The organism is Paraburkholderia polaris, from assembly GCF_012927345.1.
GTDB lineage: Bacteria > Pseudomonadota > Gammaproteobacteria > Burkholderiales > Burkholderiaceae > Paraburkholderia > Paraburkholderia polaris.
In genome coordinates, this window is sequence record NZ_JABBGJ010000008.1 from 148,235 (window position 1) to 164,476 (window position 16,242).

The window sequence follows — 16,242 nt, forward strand, 5'->3', positions numbered from 1 at the left end:
CGCCACGGAAACGAACATGACTATCTGCACATCTTCTTCCATCCGGACTCTAACCGTCGGCTCTGGCTTCTCACCAGATCTGCTGACCCCGCGCGGCTTTCGGTACGCTGAAAGCCAAATGAATGCGGGCGCTCGCGGGCTCACCGGCTCACGCTTTCGCGCTGCCGGCATACCGCCGGTGGGGAATTTCGCCCCGCCCTGAAGACGCACTGATTGCCGGATCGACCGGCTGGCAAAGGATACAACAGTCGCGCGGAACCTGCAGCGCAACCCTACTGATTAGACGGACATCTCTGCTTCGGAGCCGATCCTTGCAGCACATCCGCCTGAAAAACCTCATTCATCAGACCGGCGCGGCCTGGCGTGTCAATTCGTGCGGCGCAGGCACGTCCCAGCGCGGCGGCGTTTCCGCCTTCAGTGTCACGCGAAACGCGCGCGCTTCGGTGTCACCGGGATTGCGCAGGCTGTGCGGCTGATCGGCGTCGAACACAATCGCGTCGCCCGTTGCCAACAATTGGCGCTGGTCGTGCACGCTGACTTCCAGCGTGCCTTCGCTCACCACCAGATTCACCGTAGTGCCCGGCGCGCGGCGCGTGCCGGCTTCGGTATGCAACGGTGCGATACGCAACTCGTGAAACTCGGCGGCGGTCGGCTCGGCGTCGGGATAAAGCGGCCGGGCCGAATAGCGGCCATTTGAACTGACAACACGCGACGAACGCTCTGCCGGCAAATGTTCGAAGCCGTTGGTCGCATGACGTCGCAAGAACGCCGCCACCGATACCTTCAACGCCGACGCCACCTTGCACAGCACCTTGATCGACGGCACGCTGCGCGCCGACTCGATCTGCGCGAGCATCGCCCGCGAGACGCCCGAAGCGCGGGCCAGGGCGTCGAGCGAAAGTTGGCGCTCGGCACGCAAACGGGCGAGATTCACGCCGACCAGATGTTCAAGAGCATCGAAGGGTTCTGCGGCACGCGGCGACGCATTAGTGTCAGCCGTGGGATCGCGAACCAGCGCAAGCGGGGAATGCATGATTGCCTCCAGGAGCGCCGCCGGACGGCGGGCAAGCGGTTAGTGGAAGCAAGATAGCATCGCGCCTCGCCGCGCCCAACGAAGTTATCTTCACACTGTTATCAGCATTGCGGAGGACGATTCTCGCAAAGCTTGTGCGAATTTTTCATATGGGCGTGTTCGGGGACCTGTTTGGCCGCAGATGAGCTCGAACATGCCAACGCGCGTACACGCACATTCAGGCACATCTGGCGAAATCAAGTGCGCCCCACACACACTCAGGCGCGTAGCGCGACGGCCGATGCCGGCGCATCCATCCGCGCCGCGAACCACGTGAGCAACAAAGCCACCACGCTGACTGCCGCCGCGACCCACGGCAGCGTATCGAGCGAATGGCCGTGATTGATCACCAGACCGCCGAGCCACGCGCCGCCCGCATTGCCCACGTTGAACGCGCCGATGTTCAGTGTCGAAGCCAGATTCGGCGCGGCAGCGGCCTTTTCGACCACGCGCATCTGCAACGGCGGCACCGTGGCGAACGCAGCAATACCCCACACGAAAATGGTAATCGCCGCGGCCACCTGCGAATGACTGGTGCGCGCGAAGATCGCCATCACCACCGCGAGCGCCACCAGAATGCCCATCAGCGAAGGCATCAGCGCGCGGTCCGCAAGCTTGCCGCCCACGGTATTGCCGATCGTGAGGCCAATACCGAACAGCACAAGAATCAGCGTCACGCCACGCGGCGAGAAACCGCTGACCTGCTCGAGAATCGGCGCGATATAGGTGAACACGACGAACACGCCGCCGAAGCCGAGCACGGTCATCGCGAGCGCGGTCCAGACTTGCGGATCCTTCAGCACGCGGACTTCGTGTCCCAAGCCGACCGGGCCGGAATCATGACGATTCGGCACAAGCAACGACACGCCCGCCAGCGACAGCACCCCAAACGCGCTGACGATCCAGAACGCCGCACGCCAGCCGAATTGCTGGCCGACGAAAGTGCCGAACGGCACGCCGAGCACATTGGCGAGTGTCAAACCGGTGAACATCAGCGCAATGGCGCTGGCCCGCTTTTCAGCCGGCACGAGCGAGGCCGCCGCCACCGCGCCGATGCCGAAGAACGACCCATGCGCGAACGACGTCACCACGCGCGCGATCATCAGCACGGAATAGCTGGACGCGATCGCGCACAGCGTGTTGCCGACGATGAACACCCCCATCAGCAGCTGCAACGCGAGCTTGCGCGGCATTTTGCTGGTAACCACCGCGAGCAGCGGCGCGCCGACGGCCACGCCCAGCGCATAGCCGCTCACCAGCAAACCGGCCGACGGAATCGACACGGCCAGATCTCGCGCGACCTCGGGCAGCAAGCCCATGATCACGAACTCGGTCGTGCCGATCGCGAAAGCGCTGATCGCTAGCGCGAGTAATGGAATGGGCATTTTTCTACTCCTGGTTCTAAAGTTGAGCGTGTTAGCGACGGTGGGCGTGGCGCAGCGCCGTCACGAATTCGATGACGACACCCGGCGCGAGCGCGACGAACAGTTGCAATTCGGCTTGCTGCGGACCCATCTGCGGCACTTCGGCGAGCTGATACGGCATGTCCGCCGCATGCAAGCGCTGCAAAAGCGCCTGCCATTCGTCGGCGCTCTCCAGCCGGAAGGCGATATGGTCGATGCGCGGCGCGGCCCTGCCCGTCTGGGCAGGCACCGTCGCGTCAACCAGATGAATCACCGGGCGGCCGCTTGCACACAGCCAGTAGCCGTCGATCGAAAACGGCGGACGCGCACCCTCCGTCAGCCCGGCGACGTCGACAAAAAAGCGTCGCGCGGTCTCGAGGTCGGCGGTGACGATCGTTGCGTGATCGAGTTGCATGACGGGCTGCACAAAGCGTAAGGGGTTTACGAGGAGTGCATTGTGAACGGGATACAACAATTTGATAATTGGCGTAGCATTTGAAGCATTTTCAAATTCTTTTGAAAGATCGCGATGGATAACCTCGGTGACATCCGCCTGTTTGTCGAAGCGGCGCAGCAAGGCAGCCTCTCGGCGGCGGGCCGCAAGATGGGCCTGACACCGGCCGCCGCCAGCGCGCGGCTGGCCAAGCTCGAAGCCGGCCTGAAGGCACGCCTGTTCGAGCGCACCACTCGTCAGCTCAGGCTCACGGACGAGGGCCGGCTGTATCTGAACTGCTGCCGCCAGGCGCTGCAATCGCTCGATGACGCCGAGGCCGCGCTGCAAGCCGGCCAAGGCGTGGTGCGCGGCAAAGTCCGAATCTCGGCAACGTCGGACTTCGGCCGCAATCTGCTGATGCACTGGCTCGACGAGTTCAACGCGCTCTACCCCGAGGTGACGTTTGCGCTGACGCTGTCGGACTCGTTGTCGAATCTGGTGCAGGAAGACATCGATCTGGCGATCCGCTTCGGTGTGCCGCAAGACAGCTCGCTGGTCGCCCGCAAGCTGGCACCGAACCGGCGGGTGCTGTGCGCGTCGCCGGACTACATCGCACGCAAGGGCGAACCGAAAGATCCGCACGATCTGGCGAATTTCGATTGCATCGTGCTGGGTACCGCGTCAGGCCCGGTCAACGAGTGGCGCTTTACGCGCGGCAACGAAGTGCAGCAGTACACCGTGCCGTTCGAAACCTCCCGGGAAACCAACGACGGCGCCGTGGCCCGCGAATGGGCGCGGCGCGGCTACGGGATCGTCATCAAGTCGATGTGGGACGTGGAAGCTGACTTGCGGGGCGACTGCCTGAAAATCCTGCTGCCTGAATGGCGCTACCCGGACGCGCCGTTGCACGCGCTCTACCACCGCAACCGTTTCATGGCGCCGCGCGTGCGCGTACTGCTGGACTTCCTGAGCGAACGCTTCGCGCAAGTGTCGGACGAACTGGAAGGCCTGCTGGGCTTGCCGACAGAGCCGCCGCGAGCAATAGCCGCGGCAGAAATCGCAACCGGTGAAGGGCTATAATGTTGAGTTACGCTGCAAACGTGCATTGAAAGTGGACCGAAATAGGCTCAAGCGGGCTCAAGCGGGCTCAAGCGGGTTCAAGCGGGTTCAAGCGGGTTCAAGCGGGTTCAAGCCGGCCCAAGCCGGCCCAAGCGGGCCCAAGCGCCGCCCCGCGGTGCATCCGCACGTTTTCACCTCTCTTCACCTTTTAAATGACGCCCCCAGGTTAACCACTGCGACCGGCGAAAATCGATGACCAAGAAAGTTTATGTAAAGACCTACGGCTGCCAGATGAACGAGTACGACTCCGACAAGATGGTCGACGTACTCGGCGCGGCTGAAGGCCTCGTCAAAACCGACACCCCGGAAGACGCGGACGTCATTCTCTTCAACACCTGCTCGGTGCGCGAAAAAGCGCAGGAGAAAGTCTTCTCCGAACTCGGCCGTGTGCGTGAGTTGAAAGAAGCGAACCCGAATCTGATCATCGGCGTGGGCGGTTGCGTGGCGAGCCAGGAAGGCGCGTCGATCGTGGCGCGCGCACCGTATGTCGATCTGGTGTTCGGGCCGCAAACGCTGCACCGTCTGCCGCAAATGATCGACAAGCGCCGCGAAAGCGGCCGTGCTCAGGTCGACATCTCGTTCCCGGAAATCGAAAAATTCGATCACCTGCCGCCGGCGCGCGTCGATGGCGCGAGCGCGTTCGTGTCGATCATGGAAGGTTGCAGCAAGTACTGCAGCTACTGCGTCGTGCCGTACACACGCGGCGAAGAAGTGTCGCGTCCGCTGGACGACGTGCTGACCGAAATCGCCGGCCTCGCCGACCAGGGCGTGCGTGAAGTGACGCTCCTCGGCCAGAACGTGAATGCTTACCGCGCCGGCATCACGCTCGGCTCGAGCGAAATCGCCGATTTTGCCCAGCTGATCGAATATGTCGCGGATATTCCGGGCATCGAACGGATTCGCTACACCACGTCGCATCCGAAGGAATTCACGCAGCGCCTGATCGACACGTACGCCAAGGTGCCGAAGCTCGTCAGCCATCTGCATCTGCCGGTGCAGCACGGCTCCGACCGCATCCTGATGGCGATGAAGCGCGGCTACACGGTGCTCGAATACAAGTCAGTGATCCGCAAGCTGCGCGCGATCCGTCCTGACCTGTCTTTGTCGACCGACATGATCGTCGGCTTCCCCGGCGAGACGGAAGAAGACTTCGACAAGATGATGGCGTTGATTCACGAGATGAAGTACGACACCAGCTTCTCGTTCATCTACAGCCCGCGTCCCGGCACGCCGGCCGCGAATCTGCACGACGACACGCCGCACGAAGTGAAGCTCAAGCGTCTGTACCATCTGCAAGCTACGATCGAAGAAAACGTGCAGCGCATCAGCGATTCGATGGTTGGCAAGGTCGAGCGGATTCTGGTCGAGCGCCCGGCGCGCAAGGACCCGAACGAACTCGCGGGCCGCACCGAGAACAACCGCGTGGTGAATTTCCCGGCGCCGATCGCGTCGCACGCACGCCTGATCGGCCAGATGGTGGACGTGAAAATCGTCCATGCGTACCCACATTCGTTACGTGGCGAACTCGTGCTGGTGCACGAGGACACGCCCGCAGCCACCCACTGAGCGACGCCCGCCCGGCGTCACGAACCCGACAGGATCGATCCACCGCCTTGAAGACCACTCAGCAGCATCTGGAATTCACCGCACCGCGCGACGACAACGCGCGGCTCGCCAACCTCTGCGGACCGCTCGACGAGAATTTGCGGCAGATCGAGCAGGCGCTCGACGTGACGCTACAACGCCGTGGCCACCGCATCACGATTCGCGGGCGCGGCGCGAAACTCGCGCTCACCGCGCTCGAAAAGTTCTACGACAACTCGCAGAAGCCGCTGTCGGTCGACGACATCCAGCTCGCGCTCGTTGAAGTGCGGCAGCCGGCACGCCATCGCGCGAACGGCAACGGCCATGGCACGGAAGGTGTGGACCCGCGCTTTCCGGGCAATCCGGATCACCCGTTCGACCAGCCCGCCGACAGCGGCGACGACGACCTCGAAGAACTCGGCCCGAAGCTGTACACGCGCCGCGCCGATCTGCGCGGCCGCACGCCGATGCAACGCGAGTATCTGAAGCAGATCATTTCGCACGACGTGACTTTCGGCATCGGCCCAGCGGGTACGGGCAAGACGTATCTAGCGGTGGCTTGCGCAGTGGACGCGCTGGAGCGTGATCAGGTCAAACGCATCGTGTTGACGCGTCCGGCCGTCGAAGCGGGCGAGCGGCTCGGCTTTCTGCCGGGGGACCTGGCGCAGAAGGTGGATCCGTATCTGCGTCCGCTGTACGACGCGCTCTACGACCTGCTCGGTTTCGACAAGACTGCCAAGATGTTCGAGCGGCAGATGATCGAAATCGCACCGCTCGCGTACATGCGCGGCCGCACGCTGAATCACGCGTTCATCATCCTCGACGAGGCGCAGAACACCACGCCCGAACAGATGAAGATGTTCCTCACACGGATCGGCTTTGGCTCGAAGGCCGTGGTCACCGGCGATACGACCCAGGTCGACTTGCCGCGCGGTCACAAGAGCGGGCTGATCGAAGCGCAGCAGGTGCTGTCAGACGTGCGCGGCATTGCGCTCACGCGCTTCACGAGCGCCGACGTGGTGCGGCATCCGCTGGTAGCGCGAATTGTGGAGGCGTACGATGCGCATTCGCAGAAAACCGCCAGTCCGGCGGATTCACGCTAATTTACGGCGCTAATTTGCGGCGAATTTCATGGGATACGCCGCAGCAACCCAAGCAACAAGTCGACACCGCATGAGCCGCGCCCCGAAACTGACGTTGAATCTGCAATTCCCCGCCGCCAAGGCTTGGCCGGAACACAAGGCGCTGCTGCCGCGCGCCACCGTGGCCGGTTGGATCAAGGCGGCACTCTTCGCAGACGGCGAACTGACCGTGCGTTTCGTCGACGCCGAAGAAGGCCGCACGCTGAACCGCACCTATCGCGGCAAAGACTATTCGACCAATGTGCTGACCTTTGCGTACGCCGAATCGGAAGACGATCCGGTGACCGGCGACTTGATCCTGTGCTGTCCGGTCGTCGAGAAAGAGGCCGCCGAACAGGGCAAGCCGCTGATCGCGCACTACGCGCATCTGCTGGTGCACGGCACGCTTCATGCGCAAGGCTACGATCACGAGGTCGAGGAAGAAGCCGAGGAAATGGAAGCGATCGAAACCGAAATCCTCGGCAAGCTCGGCTTTCCGGATCCTTATCAATAGTCTTTCCCATCGTCTTTACCATCACAGTTAGAAGCCACCGTGAGCACCTCCTCCCCTGAAGCCGATACGCGAAACACGCCCTGCCCGGACTATCCACCCGCGCTCGGCGAACCGCGGCTGCTGACGGACGAGGAGTTGCGGGCGTCGCTCGAATGCACGTTGCGCGACTGGGACCGCAAAAGCGATCTGTGGCTGTTCGGCTATGGGTCGCTGATCTGGAATCCCGGTCTGCCCACCGTCGAAGCCGCCCGTTCGAAAGTGCACGGCTATCACCGCGGACTGTATCTGTGGTCGCGCGTGAATCGCGGCACGCCCGAGCAGCCGGGCCTCGTGCTCGCGCTCGATCGCGGCGGCTCGTGCACCGGCATCGCCTTTCGCCTCGCCGCCGAGGGAGCGATGCCGCATCTGGAAGCGCTGTGGCGCCGCGAGATGCCGATGGGTTCGTACCGCCCGGCGTGGCTGCCCTGCGTGCTCGCCGACGGGCGGCGCGTCGACGCGCTCGCGTTCGTGATGCGCCGCGACGTGCCGACCTACACCGGCAAGCTGCGCGACGAGGTCGTCAAAACCGTGTTCGGCTGCGCCTGCGGCCGCTACGGGACAACGCTTGATTACGTTAGCCGCACCGTGCACGCGCTGCGCGAGAGCGGCATGCCGGACCGCGCACTGGAAGCGCTACTTGAACGATGCCGTGAGGAAAACCGCGAGGCGGGTTGACGAGGACCGGCAAGCCAGCCAGGAATCGACGCGATAAGCCGCGAACCGGCTGTGGCACCACTTCCTGTTTGCCCGAACGCCGCCGCAGCCGTATGGGTAGGCCGTGGGGAACAAGCTTGAGCGCGCCACGCCCGCATCGGCATCGCACATGTCACCGCAATCCGTACTTTTTTGCTCCGAAACGCTTTTCCCCGCGTAATCAGTTAGGATTGACCCATGCCCACCACACGCGGCCGGGCGGTTTCATCCCAGCTTCACTCATCGCCCAGCCAGGCGGGACACGGTCCTGCCATGTGCCTGGTGTATCCTTAATACTCTGCAACAGCGCGCCCAGTCTCGCCGGGCGCACTACCATGAACGACACGTATCCCAGTCGACGTCAAACCGACAAACCGCAAGAAAAACGCTCACTCCTCGAGCGGCTGACCGACTTCATCTCGCCCGAGCCCGACTCGCGCGCAGAACTCCTGGAAATCCTGCAGGACGCGCACGAACGCAACCTGATCGACGCCGACTCGCTGTCGATGATCGAGGGCGTGTTCCAGGTGTCCGAACTCAGCGCGCGCGACATCATGGTGCCGCGCGCACAAATGGACGCGATCAACATCGCGGACAATCCCGCCGAATTCATCCCCTATGTGCTGGAAAAAGCGCACTCGCGCTATCCGGTCTTCGAAGGCAATCGCGACAACATCATCGGTGTGCTGCTCGCGAAAGACCTGCTGCGCTACTACGCTGAAGACGAATTCGACGTGCGCGGCATGCTGCGCCCCGCCGTCTTCATCCCGGAATCGAAGCGCCTGAACGTGCTGCTGCACGACTTCCGCGTGAATCGCAATCACCTCGCGGTGGTGGTCGACGAATACGGCGGCGTGGCCGGCCTGATTACGATCGAAGACGTGCTGGAACAGATCGTCGGCGATATCGAAGACGAATACGATTTCGACGAGGAAAGCGGCAACATCATCGCCTCGCCGGACGGGCGCTTTCGCGTGCGCGCGCTCACGGAAATCGAACAGTTCAACGAGGCCTTCGGCACGCATTACTCGGACGACGAAGTCGATACGATCGGCGGGCTCGTCACGCACCATTTCGGACGGGTGCCGCATCGCGGCGAAAAAGTCCGCCTCGACGATCTGATCTTCGAGATTCTGCGCGGCGACGCCCGCCAGATTCACATGCTGCTGGTGCGCCGCGACCCGCTCGCCGGCCAGCGTGAGCGCGAAGCACAGCACGTGCAGACCTGATCCGCTTCTTTTCTTCGCTTTTTCAACTCCTCACGCCGACCGCGCAACAATGGCCGACCCGATTACATCCCGTTCGCGCCGCGGCGTGAGTGCTGCTGCCGCCCGAGAAGCGCGCGGCCGTGCACTGCCCCGCTGGCATTACCTCGTCGCTTTGGCTGCCGGTGCGGCCAATACGCTGTCGTTCGCGCCGACGCCGCACGGCGGCTGGCTCGAACTCGTGATCTTCGCCTTCTTCTTTGCGTGGCTTACGCGTACCACCGGCTGGAAAAGCGCAGCGCTGACGGGCGGCGCTTTCGGCTTCGGCAACTTCGTCACCGGTGTGTGGTGGCTGTACGTCAGCATGCACTACTACGGCGGCATGGCCGCGCCGCTCGCGGGCGCGGCGGTTGTGCTTTTCTCGCTGTATCTGGCCGTGTATCCGGCGCTGGCTGCCGGCATCTGGTCGTTTTGCGCGGGGCACGCTCGCAACGGCGCGTGCGATAACGACCAACCGTTTTCGCCGACCTGGCACGGCGCGCTGGCGTTTGCGAGCGCGTGGGCGATCGGTGAATGGTTGCGTGGCACCGTGTTCACCGGCTTTCCGTGGCTCGCGAGCGGTTATGCGCAGGTGGACGGCCCGTTCGCCGGGTTTGCACCGGTGGCGGGCGTGTATGGCGTCGGCTGGGTGCTGGCGCTGGTAGCGGCGTTGATCGTGCAGGCGCTGGTACCGGTGCTGCCTTCGCGCGGGCAGCTCGATGGCGTCGGCGGCGGCAATGCTGGAAATGCGGCCAACGGCGTTAAGCGCGGCCTCGCGCGCGTCGCGGTGCCGGGGGGAATCGCGGTTGCGCTGATCGCGGCCGGCCTGCTGCTGCCGCTCGCACAATGGACCCTGCCGGCCAACGCGCCGCTGACGGTGCGTCTTCTGCAAGGCAACGTCAAACAGGACATGAAGTTCGAAGAAGCCGGCATGCGCGCCGCGATCGACCAGTATCAGCAAATGATCACGTCGAAGCCGGCCGACCTGGTCGTCACGCCCGAAACCGCCATTCCGGTGCTCGCACAGCAATTGCCGCCGCAGTTCGCGTCGGCGGTGCGCAACTTCTCCGATACGACGGGCACCGCGATCCTGTTCGGCGCGATTGGCGGCACCATCACGCCGGAAGGTCAGGTGGTCGACTACACGAACAGCCTGTTCGGCGTCACGCCCGGCACGCGCGACGTGTATCGCTACGACAAACACCATCTCGTGCCGTTCGGCGAATTCGTACCGTGGGGCTTCCGCTGGTTCGTGAATCTGATGAGCATTCCGCTCGGCGATTTCGCGCGCGGCTCGCCAGTACAGAAGCCGTTCATCGTGCATAACCAGCCGGTCTCGGTCGATATCTGCTATGAGGATATTTTCGGTGAGGAGATCGCGCGGAATATCCGCGAGAGCGACACGCCCGCGGGTGTGCTGGTCAACTCGACCAATCTCGCCTGGTTCGGCGACACCATCGCGCTGGATCAGCACCTGCAGATCGCGCGCATGCGTTCGCTGGAAACCGGCCGGCCGATGCTGCGCGCCACCAACACCGGCATGACCGCCGCGATCGATGCTAATGGCAAGGTGATCGGACGCCTGACGCCGTACACGATCGGCTCGCTCGATGTGACTGTGCAAGGGACGTCGGGCAGCACGCCTTATGTGACGAGCGGCAATAACACGGTGCTGGCGGTTTCGTTGCTGCTGCTGGCGTTCGGGTTTGCGTTCGGGCCGGGGATTACGCGGCGGCAAAGCGGCAAGAAATAAGCCTCAGTCAGATGGCCGATGCAGCAGTCAGGCCGGCAATCGCACGCCCCGGTTGAATCGCAGCGGCAAGACCACCCACGTAAAAAAGCGCGCTCCGGAATACCGCGAGCGCGCATTTTGCAAAAAATACCGCTTTACCGATCCGTGCTCAATTCGCCGGCACCGTATCAATAAACGACTGACGCAGCGACAGCTTCTGGAAGTGCTTATCCAGATTCGGATACCCTTCACGCCAGTTCAACTCAGGCATGCGGAAATCGAGGTAGCCCAGCGCGCAACCCACTGCGATATCCGCGAGCGTGTAGTGATTGCCCGTGCACCACGGCTTGGTGCCCAAGCCCTGTGACATGGCAATCAGGCCTTCGTCAATCTTGCGCTGCTGCCGCGCCACCCACGCGTCCACGCGCTGCTCGGGCGTGCGCTGGGTGCCTTCGAGGCGAATCAGCACCGCGGCGTCCAGCATGCCGTCGGCCAGCGCTTCCCAGCAACGCACTTCGACGCGCTCGCGGCCCGACGGCGGAATCAGCTTACCGACCGGCGACAGCGTATCCACGTATTCGCAGATCACCCGCGAATCGAACACCGCTTCGCCGTCTTCCATCACGAGGCACGGCACCTTGCCGAGCGGATTGAAGGTGTGAATCGTGGTATCCGGCGCCCAGACGTTCTCGGGCACGAGTTCGTAGTCGATCTTCTTGTCGGCCAGAACGATCCGCGCTTTACGCACGAACGGACTGCCGAGCGAACCGATGAGTTTCATCATTACCATCTGCCTTTTCTTGAATTCGGCGAAAGTATAAGTGGTTATAAGTGGTCGGCGGCATTCCCGAGCACGGCGAAGCCGCGTCGCAAGCCGCATGAATGCTCGCTGTGGATGGATTGCAACATTGCCGCGGTGCTCGTGCGCCGTCTACCCGGCCGAATGGCTAACGCAGCGGGCGACCACCCTCTCCCCGTCAGTATCCGCGGAAAATAAGTCTCCGCATTGGGCGCTACAATCGCAAGATGAACCAGCCGACCGAACCCACCATCGCCATCGACGTCTACCGCGCGCGCCGCGAGCGCGTACTCGCCGCGCTGCGCGCGGCGGGCGGGGGCGTCGCCATCGTCCCCACCGCGCCGGAAAAGCTGCGCAACCGGGACGCCGACTACCCCTACCGGCACGATAGCTACTTCTACTATCTGACGGGCTTCACGGAACCCGAGGCGCTGCTGGTGCTCGACGCAAGCGCCGCATCGGGCGAACCGGCCTCGATCCTGTTCTGCCGCGAGAAGAATGTCGAGCGCGAAACGTGGGAAGGGTTCCGTTTCGGGCCGGACGGCGCGCGCGAGGCGTTCGGCTTCGACGCCGCCTTCGCCGTCAGCGAAGTCGAGACGCAACTGCCGCGCATTCTCGCCGACAAGCCCTCGCTGCATTACGCGCTCGGCACGTCGGCGGAACTGGACGAACAGGTGCGCGGCTGGCTCGACGCCGTGCGCTCGCTCGGCCGCAGCGGCGTCGCCGCGCCCACGGCCGCGCGTGACCTGATCCCGTTGCTCGACGACATGCGACTCATCAAGGAACCCCACGAACTCGCGATCATGCGCCGCGCCGGACAGATTTCGGCGCAAGCGCATCGCCGCGCGATGGCCGCCTGCCACCCCGGCGTGCGCGAGTACGAACTCGAAGCCGAGTTGCTCTACACATTCCGCAAATTTGGCGCGCAAGCGCCGGCTTACACGTCGATCGTCGCCGCGGGCGCCAACGCCTGCGTGCTGCACTACCCGGCCGGCAACGCGATTGCCCAGGACGGCGACCTGATTCTGATCGACGCCGCCTGCGAACTCGACGGCTACGCTTCCGACATCACCCGCACCTTCCCGGCGAGCGGCCGCTTCACGCCGGCGCAGCGCGAGTTGTACGACATCGTGCTAGCCGCGCAGCAGGCTGCCGTCGACGCCACCCGCGTCGGCGCCACCTTTGACGATCCGCACCAGGCCGCCGTGCGCGTGCTGTCGCAAGGTCTGCTCGACACCGGCATCATCGACCGCGCGAAGTTCGCCTCCGTCGACGAGGTGATCGCCGAGCGCGCCTATACGCCGTTCTATATGCACCGAACCGGCCACTGGATCGGCATGGACGTGCACGATGTCGGCGACTACCGCGAACGCAGCGCGGCGCGCGACGAAGCGGGCGCGCTGCCGTGGCGCACGCTGCACGCAGGGATGACGCTGACCATCGAGCCCGGTCTGTATATCCGTCCGGCCGAAGGCGTGCCCGAGCGCTACTGGAACATCGGCATCCGCATCGAGGACGACGCGATCGTCACGCCGACCGGTTGCAAGTTGATCACACGCGACGTCCCCGTGGCCGCCGACGAGATCGAGGCGCTGATGCAGGAAGCCCGCGCGGCTCAGGAAACAAAGCAGTAACCCAGGCAGTAATCCAAGGAAGCAACCCGCAATGAACGACGTTTCCCAGTCGACGGTGATTCTGAAACCCGCCGCGTCCGACCACCCCTTCGATTTCGACGTGACGATCGTCGGCGCCGGGCCGGTCGGGCTGGCGCTCGCCGGCTGGCTGGCGCGCCGCAGCGCGACGCAAGCGCTGAAGATCGCGCTGATCGACGCGCGCGAGCCGGAAGATTCGATTGCCGATCCGCGCGCGATCGCCGTATCGCACGGCAGCCGGATGATCCTCGAACCGCTGCGCTGGCCCGCCGACGCCACCGCGATCCAGCGCATTCACGTGTCGCAGCGCGGCCATTTCGGCCGCACGCTGATCGACCACAGCGAGCATGGCTTGCCGGCGCTCGGCTACGTGCTGCGCTATGGGTCGATCGTGCATGGTCTTGCGGAAGCGGTTCACGCGACCGCCGTGCACTGGTTCCGCTCCACCTCCGCCGCGGCGCCGACTCAGGACCTCGACGGCGTCACGCTGCCGATCGAGACCGCGGGTGTCACACGCAATCTGCGCACGCGGATTCTGGTGAATGCCGAAGGCGGCCTGTTCGGCGACCAGAAACCCGCCAAGGGCGCGAGTAGCAGTGCCAGCGGCGGCACGCGCGATTACGGGCAGACCGCGCTGGTCGGCACGGTCAGCGTGTCGGCGCCGCAACCGCATGTGGCGTGGGAGCGCTTCACGTCGCAAGGACCGATCGCGCTGCTGCCGATGGGCGGCGTGCGCGGCGCCAATTACGCGCTGGTCTGGTGCTGCGCGCCCGACGAAGCCGCGCGACGCGCGCAACTCTCCGACGACGCATTCCTGCTCGAACTCGGCGCCGCATTCGGTAACCGTATGGGCCGTTTTACGCAGATCAAAGGGCGCGCGTCGTTTCCGCTGGGACTGAACGCGGTCGATACGCTGGTGAACGGCCACGTCGTCGCAATTGGCAACGCGGCGCAAACGCTGCATCCAGTGGCGGGCCAAGGCCTGAATCTCGGTCTGCGCGACGCGCATGCACTAGCCGATGCCTTGTCGGCGGAAGGCCCTACCCCGCTCGCCCTGGCGACGTTCGCGCAACGCCGCGCGCTCGACCGGCGCCTGACGATCGGTGCGACCGACACGCTCGCCCGCCTTTTCACCGTCGACTTCCCGCCGCTCGCCGCCTTGCGCGGCCTCGCCCTCACCGCGCTCGAATTCGTGCCGCCGGTGAAAACCGCGCTGGCGCGGCAAATGATGTTCGGTCAGCGCCGCTGAGCGCGCCGCCCGCTCGCGCCCCACGCCCCAGAGCCGCTGCGGCCTTTTTAGGCACTGCAAGCAGTAGCGCGTGAGCGGTGCCGGTTCTATGAACCGGACCACTTTCATAGAAGATTTAATGAGTTACGACAGACGCAAGTCGGGTGTCGGCTATCTGTTAACGCTAAAATAGCGGTTTTCCCTCGCATTTCGCGAATGCTCCGATTGACAGAATCTGAAAAGAAACTGCAACGATCGGTCGCAGGCGCGTCCAAGTCATGCCCACTCTCGGCTCCCACAATCTGCGTAATAACCTGTTCGTCGCCCCTATGGCCGGCGTGACCGACCGGCCGTTCCGGCAGCTGTGCAAGCGGCTGGGCGCGGGCTACGCGGTGTCGGAAATGGTCGCCTCGAACGCGCAGTTGTGGAAAAGCGAAAAGACCATGCGCCGTGCCAACCACACGGGCGAGGTCGAGCCGATTGCCGTGCAGATCGCGGGCGCCGATCCGGTCATGATGGCCGAAGCCGCTCGCTACAACGTGGCGAACGGCGCACAGATCATCGACATCAACATGGGCTGCCCGGCCAAGAAGGTGTGCAACGTGGCCGCGGGTTCTGCCTTGCTGCAGAACGAACCGCTGGTGCAGCGCATCGTCGAGGCGGTGGTAGGCGCGGTGGGCATCGGCCCTGACGCGGTGCCCGTCACGCTAAAGATCCGCACCGGCTGGGATCGCGACAACAAGAACGCGCTCTCCGTCGCGCATCTGGCTGAAGCCGCCGGCATTTCCATGCTGACCGTGCACGGCCGCACGCGCGCCGACCTATATCACGGGGACGCCGAGTACGAGACCATCGCTGCCGTCAAAGCGGCGGTGCGCATTCCGGTGGTCGCCAATGGCGACATTACGTCGCCGCAAAAAGCCCACGAGGTGCTCGCCGCCACTGGCGCCGACGCCATCATGATCGGCCGCGCCGCGCAGGGGCGCCCGTGGCTGTTCCGCGAGATCGAACATTTCCTGCAAACGGGTGAGTTGCTGCCGCCGCCGCGCATCGACGAAATCCAGCAGGTGATGAACGAACATCTCGAAGATCACTACGAGTTCTACGGCGAATTTACGGGTGTGCGCACAGCACGTAAGCATATCGGCTGGTACACTCGCGGCCTTTCTGGCGCCAATGTGTTCCGGCACCGCATGAATACGCTGGACACCACGCGCGAACAACTCCTCGCCGTCAACGAATTCTTCGACGCCCAAAAGGCGATCTCCGACCGCCTCGTCTACGTCGACGAGACGCTCACCAAGAACGACGGCGAGCCGGACCATACCGACCGACTAGCAGCATGAGCAAGAACAATATCGAACAATCTGTCCGCGACAGCTTGGGGATGTATTTCCAGGATCTCGACGGTTCCAATCCGCATGACGTCTACGACATGGTTATTTCATGCGTAGAAAAACCCCTGCTCGAAGTGGTGCTCGAGCAGGCCGGTGGCAATCAGTCGCTGGCCGCCGAGTATCTCGGCATCAACCGCAATACGCTGCGCAAGAAGCTGCAACAGCACGGTCTGTTGTAGTTTTTTTTCGGCGCCCTGCCACGTTTCCCTTCG

At 63.8% G+C, this 16,242-nt stretch carries 15 protein-coding genes and 1 riboswitch; of the genes, 11 read left to right on the forward strand and 4 right to left on the reverse strand.

Annotation, left to right across the window (positions count from 1 at the left end; all coding sequences use genetic code 11):
• Positions 1-26: 26 nt before the first annotated feature.
• A riboswitch (FMN riboswitch) is annotated at positions 27-210 on the reverse strand.
• Positions 211-343: 133 nt separating this feature from the next.
• From HHL24_RS09475 to HHL24_RS09485, 3 genes are all read right to left on the reverse strand, one after another.
• Positions 344-1,033: a helix-turn-helix domain-containing protein gene (locus HHL24_RS09475; RefSeq protein ID WP_169485250.1), complete on the reverse strand. Its 690-nt coding sequence runs from the start codon at positions 1,031-1,033 to the stop codon at positions 344-346.
• Between the two features lie 257 nt (positions 1,034-1,290).
• Positions 1,291-2,457: an MFS transporter gene (locus tag HHL24_RS09480; RefSeq protein ID WP_169485251.1), complete on the reverse strand. Its 1,167-nt coding sequence runs from the start codon at positions 2,455-2,457 to the stop codon at positions 1,291-1,293.
• Positions 2,458-2,488: 31 nt separating this feature from the next.
• Positions 2,489-2,890 (reverse strand): VOC family protein, encoded by a 402-nt coding sequence (locus HHL24_RS09485; RefSeq protein ID WP_169485311.1) that lies wholly within the window; start codon positions 2,888-2,890, stop codon positions 2,489-2,491.
• 114 nt (positions 2,891-3,004) lie between these two features.
• Here HHL24_RS09485 and HHL24_RS09490 point away from each other — a divergent pair, with 114 nt between their 5' ends.
• The 7 genes from HHL24_RS09490 to lnt all read left to right on the forward strand — a co-directional run bounded on the left by HHL24_RS09490 (position 3,005) and on the right by lnt (position 10,975).
• A complete protein-coding gene (locus HHL24_RS09490) occupies positions 3,005-3,988 on the forward strand; it encodes a LysR family transcriptional regulator (RefSeq protein WP_169485252.1) in 984 nt (327 codons plus the stop codon).
• Between the two features lie 231 nt (positions 3,989-4,219).
• Complete coding sequence (gene miaB, locus HHL24_RS09495) at positions 4,220-5,593, forward strand: tRNA (N6-isopentenyl adenosine(37)-C2)-methylthiotransferase MiaB (RefSeq protein ID WP_169485253.1); 1,374 nt, start codon at positions 4,220-4,222, stop codon at positions 5,591-5,593.
• Positions 5,594-5,640: 47 nt separating this feature from the next.
• Entirely contained in the window at positions 5,641-6,714 is a 1,074-nt protein-coding gene (locus HHL24_RS09500; RefSeq protein ID WP_169485254.1) for a PhoH family protein, read from the forward strand.
• Positions 6,715-6,784: 70 nt separating this feature from the next.
• Positions 6,785-7,246, forward strand: coding sequence for an rRNA maturation RNase YbeY (gene ybeY / locus HHL24_RS09505; RefSeq protein ID WP_120349492.1), 462 nt, complete (start codon positions 6,785-6,787; stop codon positions 7,244-7,246).
• Positions 7,247-7,285: 39 nt separating this feature from the next.
• Positions 7,286-7,960, forward strand: a complete 675-nt coding sequence (locus HHL24_RS09510) for a gamma-glutamylcyclotransferase (RefSeq protein WP_169485255.1) — start codon at positions 7,286-7,288, stop codon at positions 7,958-7,960.
• A gap of 353 nt (positions 7,961-8,313) precedes the next feature.
• Positions 8,314-9,207 carry an HlyC/CorC family transporter gene (locus tag HHL24_RS09515; protein WP_169485256.1) on the forward strand — a complete coding sequence of 298 codons (894 nt, stop codon included), beginning with the start codon at positions 8,314-8,316 and terminating at the stop codon, positions 9,205-9,207.
• 49 nt (positions 9,208-9,256) lie between these two features.
• Positions 9,257-10,975: an apolipoprotein N-acyltransferase gene (gene lnt / locus HHL24_RS09520; protein ID WP_169485257.1), complete on the forward strand. Its 1,719-nt coding sequence runs from the start codon at positions 9,257-9,259 to the stop codon at positions 10,973-10,975.
• 148 nt (positions 10,976-11,123) lie between these two features.
• On the opposite strand, the gene HHL24_RS09525 is transcribed toward lnt, so the two are convergent.
• Positions 11,124-11,738 (reverse strand): glutathione S-transferase C-terminal domain-containing protein, encoded by a 615-nt coding sequence (locus HHL24_RS09525; RefSeq protein WP_206002779.1) that lies wholly within the window; start codon positions 11,736-11,738, stop codon positions 11,124-11,126.
• Between the two features lie 242 nt (positions 11,739-11,980).
• On the opposite strand from HHL24_RS09525, the gene HHL24_RS09530 reads away from it, so the two are divergent.
• From HHL24_RS09530 to HHL24_RS09545, 4 genes are all read left to right on the forward strand, one after another.
• Positions 11,981-13,387 (forward strand): aminopeptidase P N-terminal domain-containing protein, encoded by a 1,407-nt coding sequence (locus HHL24_RS09530; protein ID WP_169485259.1) that lies wholly within the window; start codon positions 11,981-11,983, stop codon positions 13,385-13,387.
• Between the two features lie 31 nt (positions 13,388-13,418).
• Positions 13,419-14,654, forward strand: a complete 1,236-nt coding sequence (locus HHL24_RS09535; protein WP_169485260.1) for a UbiH/UbiF/VisC/COQ6 family ubiquinone biosynthesis hydroxylase — start codon at positions 13,419-13,421, stop codon at positions 14,652-14,654.
• 257 nt (positions 14,655-14,911) lie between these two features.
• A complete protein-coding gene (gene dusB, locus HHL24_RS09540; protein WP_169485261.1) occupies positions 14,912-15,979 on the forward strand; it encodes a tRNA dihydrouridine synthase DusB in 1,068 nt (355 codons plus the stop codon).
• Positions 15,976-16,209: a Fis family transcriptional regulator gene (locus HHL24_RS09545; protein ID WP_007180440.1), complete on the forward strand. Its 234-nt coding sequence runs from the start codon at positions 15,976-15,978 to the stop codon at positions 16,207-16,209. Before dusB ends, HHL24_RS09545 begins: the two co-directional genes overlap by 4 nt.
• Positions 16,210-16,242 lie beyond the last annotated feature (33 nt).

What these genes read in the sequence shown, in the direction of transcription:
- HHL24_RS09525 (WP_206002779.1), bottom strand. Translation starts at nt 11,738, where the DNA reads ATGATGAAACTCATCGGTTCGCTCGGCAGTCCGTTCGTGCGTAAAGCG.
- HHL24_RS09515 (WP_169485256.1), top strand. Translation starts at nt 8,314, where the DNA reads ATGAACGACACGTATCCCAGTCGACGTCAAACCGACAAACCGCAAGAA.
- HHL24_RS09475 (WP_169485250.1), bottom strand. Translation starts at nt 1,033, where the DNA reads ATGCATTCCCCGCTTGCGCTGGTTCGCGATCCCACGGCTGACACTAAT.
- lnt (WP_169485257.1), top strand. Translation starts at nt 9,257, where the DNA reads ATGGCCGACCCGATTACATCCCGTTCGCGCCGCGGCGTGAGTGCTGCT.
- HHL24_RS09490 (WP_169485252.1), top strand. Translation starts at nt 3,005, where the DNA reads ATGGATAACCTCGGTGACATCCGCCTGTTTGTCGAAGCGGCGCAGCAA.
- dusB (WP_169485261.1), top strand. Translation starts at nt 14,912, where the DNA reads ATGCCCACTCTCGGCTCCCACAATCTGCGTAATAACCTGTTCGTCGCC.
- ybeY (WP_120349492.1), top strand. Translation starts at nt 6,785, where the DNA reads ATGAGCCGCGCCCCGAAACTGACGTTGAATCTGCAATTCCCCGCCGCC.
- HHL24_RS09485 (WP_169485311.1), bottom strand. Translation starts at nt 2,890, where the DNA reads ATGCAACTCGATCACGCAACGATCGTCACCGCCGACCTCGAGACCGCG.
- HHL24_RS09480 (WP_169485251.1), bottom strand. Translation starts at nt 2,457, where the DNA reads ATGCCCATTCCATTACTCGCGCTAGCGATCAGCGCTTTCGCGATCGGC.
- HHL24_RS09535 (WP_169485260.1), top strand. Translation starts at nt 13,419, where the DNA reads ATGAACGACGTTTCCCAGTCGACGGTGATTCTGAAACCCGCCGCGTCC.
- HHL24_RS09545 (WP_007180440.1), top strand. Translation starts at nt 15,976, where the DNA reads ATGAGCAAGAACAATATCGAACAATCTGTCCGCGACAGCTTGGGGATG.
- HHL24_RS09530 (WP_169485259.1), top strand. Translation starts at nt 11,981, where the DNA reads ATGAACCAGCCGACCGAACCCACCATCGCCATCGACGTCTACCGCGCG.
- miaB (WP_169485253.1), top strand. Translation starts at nt 4,220, where the DNA reads ATGACCAAGAAAGTTTATGTAAAGACCTACGGCTGCCAGATGAACGAG.